The sequence below is a fragment of the Halalkalibaculum roseum genome, from assembly GCF_011059145.1.
In the GTDB taxonomy this organism is placed as follows: Bacteria; Bacteroidota; Rhodothermia; order Balneolales; family Balneolaceae; genus Halalkalibaculum; species Halalkalibaculum roseum.
On the sequence record NZ_JAALLT010000003.1, the window covers coordinates 291,308 to 304,392 of the forward strand.

Annotated in this window: 11 protein-coding genes and 1 tRNA gene; 3 read left to right on the forward strand and 9 right to left on the reverse strand. The window is 41.3% G+C overall.

Translation table 11 applies throughout. The features are described 5' to 3' along the window. Positions 1-812 precede the first annotated feature (812 nt). Entirely contained in the window at positions 813-2,150 is a 1,338-nt protein-coding gene (locus tag G3570_RS09790) for a hypothetical protein (protein ID WP_165141781.1), read from the forward strand. A 114-nt stretch (positions 2,151-2,264) separates the two neighbouring features. On the opposite strand, the gene G3570_RS09795 is transcribed toward G3570_RS09790, so the two are convergent. The 7 genes from G3570_RS09795 to ccsA all read right to left on the reverse strand — a co-directional run bounded on the left by G3570_RS09795 (position 2,265) and on the right by ccsA (position 7,938). Then, positions 2,265-2,336 (reverse strand) — tRNA-Asn (locus tag G3570_RS09795). A gap of 92 nt (positions 2,337-2,428) precedes the next feature. Beyond that, positions 2,429-3,157 carry a tRNA pseudouridine(38-40) synthase TruA gene (gene truA, locus G3570_RS09800; RefSeq protein WP_165141783.1) on the reverse strand — a complete coding sequence of 243 codons (729 nt, stop codon included), beginning with the start codon at positions 3,155-3,157 and terminating at the stop codon, positions 2,429-2,431. A gap of 1 nt (position 3,158) precedes the next feature. Then, a complete protein-coding gene (locus tag G3570_RS09805; protein ID WP_165141785.1) occupies positions 3,159-3,818 on the reverse strand; it encodes a hypothetical protein in 660 nt (219 codons plus the stop codon). Positions 3,819-3,825: 7 nt separating this feature from the next. Next, positions 3,826-6,324 (reverse strand): heme lyase CcmF/NrfE family subunit, encoded by a 2,499-nt coding sequence (locus G3570_RS09810; RefSeq protein WP_165141787.1) that lies wholly within the window; start codon positions 6,322-6,324, stop codon positions 3,826-3,828. A 278-nt stretch (positions 6,325-6,602) separates the two neighbouring features. Then, positions 6,603-7,004 (reverse strand): cytochrome c maturation protein CcmE domain-containing protein, encoded by a 402-nt coding sequence (locus tag G3570_RS09815; protein ID WP_165141789.1) that lies wholly within the window; start codon positions 7,002-7,004, stop codon positions 6,603-6,605. A 5-nt stretch (positions 7,005-7,009) separates the two neighbouring features. Then, positions 7,010-7,273, reverse strand: a complete 264-nt coding sequence (locus tag G3570_RS09820; protein ID WP_249066939.1) for a hypothetical protein — start codon at positions 7,271-7,273, stop codon at positions 7,010-7,012. Between the two features lie 8 nt (positions 7,274-7,281). Beyond that, on the reverse strand, positions 7,282-7,938 hold the full coding sequence (ccsA, locus tag G3570_RS09825; protein WP_249066941.1) for a cytochrome c biogenesis protein CcsA: 657 nt from the start codon (positions 7,936-7,938) through the stop codon (positions 7,282-7,284). A 141-nt stretch (positions 7,939-8,079) separates the two neighbouring features. Between ccsA and G3570_RS09830 the strand changes: the two genes are divergently transcribed. Beyond that, a complete protein-coding gene (locus G3570_RS09830; protein ID WP_165141791.1) occupies positions 8,080-8,607 on the forward strand; it encodes a PH domain-containing protein in 528 nt (175 codons plus the stop codon). Between the two features lie 17 nt (positions 8,608-8,624). On the opposite strand, the gene G3570_RS09835 is transcribed toward G3570_RS09830, so the two are convergent. Further along, positions 8,625-9,089 (reverse strand): hypothetical protein, encoded by a 465-nt coding sequence (locus G3570_RS09835; protein WP_165141793.1) that lies wholly within the window; start codon positions 9,087-9,089, stop codon positions 8,625-8,627. 141 nt (positions 9,090-9,230) lie between these two features. Between G3570_RS09835 and G3570_RS09840 the strand changes: the two genes are divergently transcribed. Continuing rightward, positions 9,231-11,591, forward strand: a complete 2,361-nt coding sequence (locus tag G3570_RS09840; RefSeq protein WP_165141795.1) for a S9 family peptidase — start codon at positions 9,231-9,233, stop codon at positions 11,589-11,591. A gap of 135 nt (positions 11,592-11,726) precedes the next feature. Here G3570_RS09840 and G3570_RS09845 read toward each other — a convergent pair whose 3' ends face one another. After that, complete coding sequence (locus G3570_RS09845; protein ID WP_165141797.1) at positions 11,727-12,992, reverse strand: MFS transporter; 1,266 nt, start codon at positions 12,990-12,992, stop codon at positions 11,727-11,729. Positions 12,993-13,085: the final 93 nt, after the last annotated feature.

A 13,085-nucleotide genomic window follows, 5' to 3' on the forward strand; every position in this document is an offset into this window, starting at 1 on the left:
AAAGTATTGTTAACTCAATATTAAGATTTGCGACAAAAATGATGGACCACGCAACCTGTTAGCATAATCCACTTAATTATTAAGTAATGGTAGTTCTATTGAATTTTTGAAATTCCATTGAGTATCGCTTTAGATAACTTCAAACCTGACTTTTGACCAATGATTGAATGAAATAAAATCAAAAGCTTACCTATTTATGGCTAGAAGCTAGTTTGAAAATCAAAACAGTACAGGCAGATGTTTAACTGTTGAGTTGGAAGACATATTGGCAAACCAATAAGGCATTGGAACCAGGGTTGAACTGCAAGTCCCTTCTGGTTACACTGCCCTAAGCCTGTACCGACTGGTCTCCTCCTGCGGGTCATTAGACAATTATCTTACTCTCTTCCATCTTGGCCTCGGATATGCATAAAAAACTAAAATAATAAATATTAAATAGATGGGATCAGATGAACCTCAAGTAATCAAAAATCCTTAGATCAACACATTTCTACAATTACAGCAATAAGAATGATATACCATCATTCTTAAACTTTTATTACTGAAATTTGAATTCAATAATTTTATGTCTGTAGAATTACATGCAACTTAATAGGTAATTCTAAGTATACGCCCCAAGGTAATACTTATCAACAACTTACAGATAAGAAATTAATTAAAGGATTCTAATTTTAATCTTTTATAACCATTCACTAGAATGCTAGAAATCAAGGGTTTTTTAGCAATCGTTGGGGTAAAAAGAGAGCAGTAACCACATCTTCTATTACTGAAAAACTCGGGTACACATATAAAAAAATAATTGGGAGTATATTATGAGAGCAAACCTATACTATGGTTTTCTGGTCTTATTGATCGGATCACTATACCTAACCGCATGCGATAACGCAACATCAGGTAGCGATAATTTTGGAGAATCCATTCAACTTTATACTGACCTAGAGCCGGTACCCGGAGCTTCAAATACAACTGCAATTGTTAATCGAGGGGATAATGTTAAATCCAATTTTGGAAATACAGTTGGAGCTAATAGTTGGTTCCAAATAAAACTAAAAAACATAGAAAAAAATAGTTTTATAAATAATGGTACGATGGGAGCTTGGTGTCTAGAATGGAAAAAACCCCTCGATTCAAATAATGATGTACATGAGGGTACAAAAATCTATTCAACAAAAGGTGCTGCAAAATGGGCGCCAATGAATTATTTCTTTAGTATAAAAAATGATCTGATAAAAGAAGATCCAGGGATAACATCTAGAGAAATCCAATCTGTAGTCTGGTCATTAGCTGGATATATAGGAATTGCACCTGAGTTTGATATTACTAAGTTATCAAATAATGAATTGCCAGCGCGACTCTTTGATAATGGCCAACTAAAGGTTGATAAAAACAAAGTAGTTACTATTGTTGAAAAGGTTAAGAATGAATATAATCTAGCTAAGTTTAAGTCTGAACACGAGCAAGAATGTGCAGTGGTTGAGACAAATGGGGATCAACAAGATGTAATAGGTTGTGAGCCACCACCTGTAATAGATGTAAATACTAATATTTATATATATTTTGATGATTCTGGTTCAATGGATCGTACATTAGCTCCTTTAGAAACTATGAGAGATCAACAGTTAAAAGAAGCCTTGTTACCATTATATGATGGTAATGGAACAGAATACGACAACAGAGTTCAGGTGATCACTTGGTGCGATTTTACAAATTGTGAAAGAACTTTTAAAGTCGCTAACCTGGAGGGAGCCGCCCCACCAGCTAATGGCAATATAGTAGTACTTATATTCCAAGATGAAGCTCAAACTACCTATCATCCAAGTACCTCTTCATTTGACCCCAATGCAGGTCGAAGTACAAATTTCGATACGGATATTACAGATTTAAGAAACAGATTGGATACTTGGGCAACCACAGAAGGAACAAATTATTATCGTAGTGTAATCTTCCAAGTTGATGGATATCCAGGGTTTAAAAGCTTTATTGAATCAGTACAAAATGGTGTGGGAAATTATGCCGTGCCCTATGGTCTATCTGACAGAAACGAATTTAACTATGTTTATGACGTAGTTGATGGAGACACACCAGAAACATACCGAGATTTGATTATTGCAGCTTTAGAAGATCTCGGATTTGATTTATCTACACCTTAATCTTTAAAATGGTTATACACCATAGTTATTAGTTAAAATGTTAGCTCCTAACTAATAAAAGAGGTATTAATAGTAAAAAGGCTTTATCATAATATGATAAAGCCTTTTTCTTTGCTCCCCGGGTAGGATTCGAACCTACGACCCAGCGGTTAACAGCCGCTTGCTCTGCCTCTGAGCTACCGAGGAATATATCAGTAAATGTACTTTGACGCGTTCTCAAAGAGAGCACAAATATAAAGATTTGAAGGTACGCAAGTCAAGATTTTTTTGACCTTTTTCTAATAAACTACCTCTTCCAAAATCAACCCTTTTGCTGAGGCCCCGTGTCCGCTTTTGTTTTTGCTGGGTTTATACAAGAGATCTGAAAAATCATTCACTGTCAGTTTGCCTTGCCCCACCTGAAACATGGTTCCAATTAAACGACGCACCATATGCCTGACAAACCTATTTGCTCGAATGCGATAAACAATCAGTGGGTCATCAAACTCAAATCGTGAAAGGGTTACCTCGCAGTCAGTGCTTGGCTGCTCCTCACTTGAATAGGTAAAACTCTCAAAATTGTGCGTGCCTTTTACCTGTTTTGCACATTCTTTCATAGCATTGAAATCCAGATCTCCGAGTAACATCTCTGCGTGTCGGTTCCATAAGGGACTGGGACGGGTTATAACCTGAAAACGATACTGTCGTGATAGGGCACTGAACCTGGCATGAAAGTCATCATCCACCTTTTCCATATCCCAGACTGCAATATCTGAAGGTAAAACACCCAACAGAGCAAAAAGTATGCGATGTTTATCCAGCTTTTCAGAATAATCGAAATGAGCAACTTGCCCTTCGGCATGAACCCCGGCATCGGTTCTGCCCTGTCCGATGATATCAATAGGCTGTCGCAAAATTTGGCTTAATGCGCGTTCAATTTCTTCTTCGACCGTATTGGCATTCGGCTGTCTTTGCCACCCGCTGTACTGTGTACCGTCATATTCAATAAGCAATTTATATCGAGGCATATCAGAAGCGCACCTTCACATTAGCCATGATACCGGCTCTTGTTGTAGGGTGTCTGGAAAAGTAAAGTGCCGTATCGGTATTACGGGAATTTACATTGCCTGCACGATTATAAGCACTGATGGCACTGACCACTCTGTTAACTACCATTAATCCGATTAAAGCCGGAAGCTGTTGGTCAATATTCTCAAAACGGTTTCGGATGTCGTTGTATTCATTTCGATATGCATCACTTTGCCAATTCCACCTGTTTTTCGGTCTATCCTCCAACAGCTGATCCCAATTTCGTGTTCTCAATTGGTAATCATTGTAATCCTGAAGGTTGTTAAAATCACCAACAGCAAGCTGAATCTCCCGGCTCCGATTTTCAATATCTATTCCGGCTTCATCTCTGGCATAGCTGTACCAATTTTCTTGCAAATTGTTGGAGTGAATATTAAAACCAAAAAAGGAAAGGATAAGTACTGCATCAGCTCCCAAATGATATTTTCCCCTGTTCCAATCGCTCCGGTCAACGTAGTAGTGGCCCCATCCCGGCACAATCAGAGATTTTACAAAGGCGGTTCTTGGATTGACCTCTCCTGACTCACTATTAATATCCTGAGCAATAACTGCACGGCAACATACAACTGTAAAAAATAGTATTGGGAGTAATTGTCGCAATAGGGTGTTATGAGTTGGGCTTTTTTCGTTCTCTATCCCAATGTCGGAAAATGGAAACGCTAAATCCAATCATCAATAAAAATGTACCTGCCCACACCACCGAAATAAATGGTTTCTCCTCAGCTACCAATAACACCCACTCATCCTCGTACTCTTCATCGATTCCCGTAACGGTTAGTTCAATTTCTCCGCTTTCGGGTTTGACCTGGGTGAATTGGATACTGATATCATTTGTCAGCTGCTGCGGAGGGGTAAATGCCCAGCTTTTTCCATCCTGATTATATATTGCAAACAAAGGATTTAAACTTGTTGATTCACCCGTTGCCCTTTGGGAAATATTCAACCGTGCCCTGATAGCAATCATGGTACTGTCAGGAAGCTGCTGTATTTCACTGGTTTCTGCTCTAATATAGTCCTGGAAACTTATATCATAGCCGCCAAGGCTGATAGTTTCACCCCTGCCTACAGTAATTTTTTGGGTTGCCACGCTGTCAACACCGGTGCTATCTACGTTTTGAGAAGCTGCCTGCATCACCTTTTCATTGCGCTCATTGACTTGTTCAACGAAAGAGCTGCCTGCCACATAAAGATAAATATCACTGAATAAACCGGAACGAACATCAGGATCAACGGACCACTGAATAGCTCCGCTTCCGCCGCTATTCATTGGATATACCTGTGGATGCAGTGTAAAGAGTTCCTTCCCTCCTTCGGCTGACTGAAACTTGATCTTATATTCTTGCTGCCCGGGACGTTCCTGATTTGACATTGTGTAACCTTCGTAAGTTACCAGGTATTCCCCATTGATTATCTTGGATTTGTTTAATTTTAACTCCAGAAAATTAACCTTTTGTTTTACGGGAAAGCCCTGTTCATCCAAAGCTTCACCTCGTTCAACAGCAGCATTATAATTTAGAGTAGACTGGTCCAGAAGGTTTTCATTGTAGGCTGAGGAAGCGAGAATTCCAATTAAAAGAACTCCGAAACCGACATGACTAAGTGCACCTCCAATCAACAAGGAATTTTTCCGTATCAGGTGCAACATGATAGCTCCGTTACCGATTACAGCAAACCAGCCGGCCAGCAAGTATACCATGTAATAAAGATTTCGTACATCAGCAATCATGATACTAGCCAGAGTTGCAATACAGGCAATTGCGACAGGCCAGGTTAGATCTCTGGATAATGTTTCAGCATCCTGCTTTTTCCAGAACAGGTACTGCCCGATTACCGTCATAATTGCTGCTATGATGGCGAGCGGCATCGTCCACTCGTTATAAAAACTGACCTCCGGAGGAGTGGGATTTTCGGTAAACAGTTTCCCGATGATGGGAGAGCTGGTACCGAGCGCAATTACCAATCCAATAAGAAATAGTACCATGGCTCCTGCAAAGGTCATGAATTCCCTGCTCAGCAATTTGGAGTCATTCTTTTGCTGGGGTAAATCTTTATAACGGTACGCGAGCAGACCTAGTCCCACACCGGTTACTACAACCATGAAAACGACTAGCTGTCCGTATAATCCTAGATCAACAAAGCTATGTACTGAAGCATCCGCTAGAATACCGGAACGGGTTAGAAACGTCTCGTAAACAATTGCCACATAGGCCAATATGGCAAATACAATGGATGCTTTTTGAGATGTAGAGCTTTTCCTCTGAATAATCATGGTGTGAATGCCGGCAGTACCTAACAGCCATGGTACAAAAGATGCATTTTCTACCGGGTCCCAAGCCCAATAGCCTCCGAAGGAGAGCGTTACGTAAGCCCAATACCCACCAAGAAATATTGCAGTTAGTAAAGCAACATTTGCCGCCAGGGTCCACGGCAGAGCAGGATGAATCCATTCGTTATACTTTTTCTTCCATAAGGCGGCCATTGCAAAACAATAAGGAATGGTCATCATGGCAAAACCTAGGAACAATATCGGTGGATGAATCATCATCCAGGGACTCTTCAAGAGATCGTTCAAACCCTTGCCTTCAGCCGGTACGAAATCTGGATTAGCCTGCAAGAAAGGTGCATTAGGCATGGCTTCGGCGATTGTTCGAAACGGTGAGGCCCCCAGGGTGAAATCCCCAATAGAGATTCCTGAAATCATAGACAGCAGAAACACCTGCGTCATGGTTAGAAAAAACAGAACCGGTCCCCTGTAGGGTTTCCTAGTCCACTTCATTAGACCGAGCCCAAAAACGGTCGAGAGTAATATCCAAAGCATGAAGCTGCCTTCCTGGCCACCCCAAAATGCGGATATGAGATATTTTAACTGTAAATCGGAACTGGTATAATTATAGACGTAGTAATACCCAAACTCGTGATTCAGAATAAGATTGATTAGCAGTACGGAAGCTGCCAGCAGGAATAAACCCTGTAGCCCGAATATCCAGTTTGACCATCTAAAATAGCGGTTGTCGTCGTTTTTGGAGTAGATATAATAACCTACAAGCGCAATCAGGCTACTCAAGAATGCCGCATTTACCAGTAATTTTCCTGCTATTCCTATCATTAACTCTGCACGATTATTTAGTTCCTAAGTCTTTTGAATCCTATTCTTTGACTGAGTGTCCAAAGATAGTTTACTGATAACTACCGGGGTCAAATGCTGCCAAATTAAACGAACTATACCTAAAAAAACTATATCCATTAATGGATTATTGAGGGTTGTAATAGCATAATCCAAATGAATATCTGAATTAGTCGTGATCACTTAGATAAATCATCACTTAAGCATAGAGGTCATTGAGCAATATGTCCTCAGATCTGGTAGCCAGTCTTGTTTCGTTGTCAGCTTTGTTCTGAATTTGCTCTGGTAAACCCGGATGGATCAGCGTTATTGTATTTTGAAGGACATTTCATCAACATATCGTTGGCATAAAACACACCGTTCTGCATCTCACCGATTACTACCAGCTGATCAGCCTGTTCAAAATTATTCGGCTTCGGTTTTGGATAAATTACTCTTCTGGTATTACCGGACTTATCTTTCATGTAGAAACTAAAATTCTTTGATTCCATGGAGAATCCGTAATCCTGTGAATTATCCCAGGTTCCCACAACATGTGCGCCCTCCATACCTTGAGCTTGTTCAAAATCAACATAGGTGCTGATGCTGTTGCCAAAGTTATACATCAGTAAAGAGGTAAAGCCGATGATGGCGACAATTCCGAATATAAGCTTGGGTTTCATAGGTGTTAGGAGTTTTTAGTTTCTTCAATTTGTTGTTCCAACCGACTCACTTTTTTATCTACCCTTATGATAAAAAATAGTAGCACTAACCAGATGATCAGACTCACCGCTAGTACAATAAAAATAAGATCATATGAAGCTGCCGCCTGAATAAAAGCACTTGATTCAGCAAGTCCGTTGGCAGCTTCCCACTTCTGGGAGTAGCTTTTGGTAAGTGTATCAACGGCTGCCACCGAATCTTCTTGTATAAGAAAAAGAAAAATATTCATGCTTTCTGTTACTCTAGCTCAAGTTTAACTTTTTTATAGCGGTTGAGAATATTACTGATCCAAATTGCCAATCCTATAAATCCAACTACCGCAGGATAAAATATGTATCGAAGTTCCGGTGCCGTTATCTCACTGAATGCAGGATTTCCTTCCGCCCCGGGATGCAAACTCGGAAGCTGGCGAGGTATAATATACAGTAAAAACGGTATGGTTGTAGCTGCGAACACATTAAAAACAGCTGCTATTTTGGCTCTTTTTTCAGGATTGTCAAAAGCAGTTCTTAAGACAAAATAAGCCACATAAATCATCATTCCCAATGCTGAAAGATTCATTCTCGGCTCGGCAAATGTCCACCAAGTGCCCCAGGTAAACCTGGCCCAAACAGCACCGGTTAGCAGCCCGCAAATACCGAACATCAATCCTACCTGAGTCGCCGTTTCGGCCTTATGATCAGTTATGGGGTCTGGATTATTTAGATATTTAATACTGTAGATCAATCCGGCTCCAAAGCAGACCGCCATGGTAAACCACATGGGTACATGCAAAAATAGATTTCGGGCCGATTGTTCCAGAATGGGAATATCCGGTATGGGTATCAAGAAACCGCCTACGATGACCAAAGTCATCCATACAGCTACCGCATACTTCCAAGGTTTTAAATTCATAATCTAGATACGTTCATTTTCAGGCCGGATAATATACGAAATGTGTACGGGAAAACTTAGCTGATATTCTAGCATTTTAGCGAATTTTGCCTATGTTATCACTGTTATTTGAAGTTATTGTGAACAACTGAATATTGTACCATGACAAAGTCGTCTGAAAAAAAATCTTACACACTAACCCCAAGCTGGAAACATTATCTTTCCGGCTACCTGCTCAGCATACTTGCGGTTCCCCTTGCCGGCATCGGATTGATTGGGTTATACTTTGTTAGAAAAAGGCACAAGAGCACAAGATATATCATAACTGATACACAGATATCTTCAATCGACTCCAAATATCAACGAAATGTAGACCTAGTCAATATTGAGAATATTGAGCTTGAAGAAGGATGGTGGAAGCGAAAACTCGGTATAGGCAACCTCATATTGCACACATCTGCCTCTGAGCTCAATATCACAGGTATTGAAAATCCACGGGAACTAAAAGATCTACTGGAAAAAGCGATATCTGCAGAAATCCGAAAGCAGCAAGAGGAAGAAAAAAACAAGCCGAAGGAACCGAAATATAGCCCGGGGAGTATGGATAAAATGGAATATCTTACCGGATTATGGCAACAGGGTTTGATTTCTGAGGATGACTACGAGAATGAGCGCAAACATTTTGAATAACTTACCCATAGCCTCTTCTATTCATTTAGCTGTTGTACTTCAGAATAGGAAAGTTCTAAAGTCTCAATCATTTTATCTTCCTTTGGAAAAGTGCTTATAAAGAAAAATAGCGGTGCGATGGCTACGATAAGATACATCCTATCTCCTGAGAGTAAATAGGCCATAATCACTACCAGTGAAGCAGCTTCAACTAGTGCAACTCTAAGAATAGCAGCAGACCTAAAAGCATCTATTCTCTCTTTTAGAGATGAGCCTTTGACTATCTTTGAAATGCGATTTCTATAAGTGAAATAGGATAACCATAGTAGTAAACCGGCCAAAAGGAGAACAAGATAAAAGGCATTATCAGGAAGCGTAACCAATGAATCCCCTATACTCATGAAGTTGTGAAATGCAAAACTTATTCCCGCAAAGAGTATAACCCCAACAAATAGGGCCGCATGTAGTATTCTTATCTGAAAAAATGCCTGCTTTATATCCATAGTGCCTTTTAAATCTCAAAGAAAGTGAATTAAGCCGGGTAGTTTTAAATTTTTTAACCTGCCGTATTTAGTAACTCAGCGGTTAATTTTGTAAGTATAGAAAAATTTTTGGCTTTAGGCTTTAACAAATCAACAAATACTATGTGCGTATCGAGATCCTTCCTTAAATCGCTACTATTCACCGTTCTTGCATTTACACTTTTTGCAAATTTCACACTTGCTCAGAAAGCCGACTTTGAACAAGCTGAACGCTTTACCACCCAAATGATGGAGAAAATGGTAGGAAGTACAGAAGTAGATCCGGAGTGGATTGAAAATCAGGACAGGTTTTGGTACACCTATGAAAATTCAGAAGGCAAACACTGGTATTTCGTTGATGCAAACCGTGAGACAAAATCAAAACTATTCGACCAGGAAGTAATGGCATCCAAACTGGCCGAAATTTTTAACAAGCCTTTCAACAGCAAAGATCTACCGCTTAAAGATTTTGAATACAATACCGGTGAAGGATTCTTTGAATTTAATGTTGATAGTATCCAATTCACATATAGGATTGACAATAATAGTTTAATCAAAGGTGACTCACTAAGTGAAGAACCAAGCAATCGATGGAAAACATACTCACCTGACAGTACCTGGATAGCATTTGCTAAAAATCATAATCTCTACCTAATGAAAGCAGATGATCCCGACAGCGCAGAATATCAGCTTACCGAAGACGGGCAGCGATGGTACAGTTTCCAGGCAGATGAAGAAGATACAACGAGTAACAAGCGATTGCGCTCAAATGCAAGATGGTTTGAAGATTCTGAGAAACTATACGCACGCCGAGCAGATGTCCGGGATGTCGAAGAGTTATGGGTAATCAATTCACTGAAGGAGCGGCCTGAATTGCAGACCTATAAATATCCGATGCCCGGAGATGAAAACATACCGCAGGACGAAGTTTGGGTATTCGATGCTGACAGCAAAGAAGGAATCAAGTTGGATACTGATAAGGAAGAGTGGGAAGATGAATCACTCGGTGGAGCCTATTTCAACGATGGTGGATTCTATACGGGACTCGATTCCGATTACCTCTACATATTGCGAAGAAATCGACAATGGAATAAGATAGATGTCCTTCAGGCCAATACTGAAACGGGTGATGTTCGGATCCTGTTTTCTGAAGAGAGCAAACCCTATTTCAACACCCGTTTTGCCCAACTCGCTGTACTTAATGATGACTCGGAATTTGTCTGGTTTTCGGAGCGTACGGGGTGGGGACAACTATACCTCTATGATCAAAACGGAAACCTGAAAAATCGAATAACTGACGGTTTTTATACAGCCGGTGATATTGTCAAAATTGATACTACCGAACGCACTCTCTACTTCGAGGCCTACGGTAAAGAAGATGGAGTAAGTCCTTATTACGCCCAGCTCTATAAGGTTAACCTGGACGGCAGCGATATGAAAAGGCTGACTCCGGAAAATGCGCATCATGATATTAGTGCTTCAGAAGAGGGAAACTTTTTTCTGGACAATTATTCCAGGGTTGATATGCCAACCGTATCCGTTTTGCGTGACGGGGAAGGGCGTGTCGTCCAACAGCTGGAAAAGGCAGATATCAGCCGAATGGAAGAAGCCGGTTGGAAAGCACCTGAAGCATTTAAGGTCAAGGCTGCCGATGATGCAACCGATCTCTACGGCGTAATGTGGAAACCTTTTGATTTTGACTCGACGAAGTCATATCCAATCATCAGTTACGTATACCCGGGGCCTCAGACAGAGCCTTTCCCTGTTGGATTTACTATTCGGGGATCAAGGGCTCGTCCTGCCACCCTGGCTCAACTGGGATTCATGGTAATCGCTATGGGACAGCGAGGTGGCAGTCCTTTGCGTTCAAAATACTACCATAACTATGGATACGGAGATCTGCGTGACTACCCCCTTGCCGACAATAAATACGGTATTGAACAGCTGGCATCCCGCCACTCTTTTATTGATATAGATCGTGTAGGTATTTTCGGGCATTCCGGGGGTGGGTTTATGAGTACTGCGGCTCTACTTACCTATCCTGATTTTTATGATGTCGCAGTATCATCGGCCGGAAATCATGACAACAACATGTACAACCTTTGGTGGAGCGAGGTGCACAACGGCGTTAAAAAAGTTACTGAGAAAGTTAGAACCGACAGCACCGGTACCGACTCAGTTAAATCAGAATGGCAAGCACGTGTTGAGCCCAATACTGAACTGGCCGGAAATTTGCAGGGACACCTTCTCCTGGTACATGGAACAGTCGATGATAATGTACATCCGGGAAATACTATCCGCATGGCCGATGCCTTGATAAAAGAAGGAAAACGTTTTGATTTAATGATGTTGCCCGGGCAGCGCCACGGTTTTGGAGAGTACACCCCCTATTTCGAGCGCATGATGTGGTACTATTTTGCCGAACACTTACTGGGTGATTACCGTGATAATGTCAATTTCAATATTCCCGATTACGAAGAGTAGTAAATTAATTGGCAGGTTCTAGGTTCCAACGAACCCTCCAAGGGTTGAATAACCCTTGGAGGGTTCGTTATAGATAAATTATTCTATTCTTACAGTAAATATTTTAACCCCACCTTAAATCAATCTTTCGGCTCCCTAACCGCCGTCTGCGGCCAATTCTCTTTGATACACCCTCTCCTTTTGCGTCACCGTGAAATTCCAGATGACCCCGGTGATAGCGAGCATGATGGCAAAGAAAATAATCAGCTCTTGTATAGTGAAGAGCTTCTGTTCAAGCAGGGTCGAAGCAATAATCACCGAAGCCGACTGTGCCAGTGTAAACAACAGCCACTCAGTACTGAATATCCTACCACGAAAAGTGTCGGGTGTTCGTCGCTGTAATAACACCGTACTCATAACCCAATTTGCGCCGGATGCCGCATGAGCTACAAATACAAAAAAGAGCATGAGCCCCAGACTGCTCGACAAACCGACCAGCGCGTAGTTCACTCCGGCAAATATCATGCACAATCCCATCCCCCAAATCCAGCTGCTCTCATTTTCAAATATTCTCCTGCCAATTACCGGTCCCACTCCGGTACCTATGCCCCGCGCTGAATAAAGCAAGCCAAGTCCTATGCTGCCCATCATTAATACGTCCTCAGAAACAAGAATAAGCATATAGGTCAAGGCACCCAGAAACATGGTAAAGCACCCTTTGGCTAATGTTGGACGTAAGATGTGGGGCTGATTAAAAAGATATTGAAACCCCTCCCTGATGCCTGTTAATGGATTCTTGGTGCGCTCAAGTTCTTCCGGATCCATCTCTTTCTGTGGAATCACCGCTCTGTAGATGAACCAGGTCGAGACCCCATAGCTGATGGCATCAAGAATAAACACCAAGTCTGTTCCCAACCACTCGGTTGCCAATCCCCCGATACCCATACCCATTGTAAATATGATACTCCAGCTGGCGGCAGATAGCACATTAGCATCTACCAGCTCCTGTTCGGTAGTTACATTCGGAATAGATGAGGTTTTAGCAGGCTCAAATATTGCTGATAACATCATCTGTAATGCGGTCAAAACATAGGCAAGCCAAAGCGTTTGATAGGAGACTACCAACAACAGGCCTAGAACGATCATCCCCCTGAGAATATCACAGAACATCATCAAGTGTCTCCTGTTAAATCGGTCTGTGATATATCCGGCAAAAGGAGAAAATGAAGCCAGGCTCATCATCTTTACCACTATGATAAGCCCAAGCAGAAATTCTGAATCAGAATACTTTGTAATCAGGGCATAGACAGCGAGAATACCGAACCAGTCACCAAAATTAGATACAACCTGACTAAGCCATAACCGCCGATAGTTATGGTTGTTTTTTAGAAGGTTTATATATGGTCGTAATTTCTCGAGCATAGGTATTTAATTGCCACAGACAGGCACAGATATTAGAATAAGTATCATAACAGATTAAATTTGGTAACACATACGATTCTATCTGTGCTGATT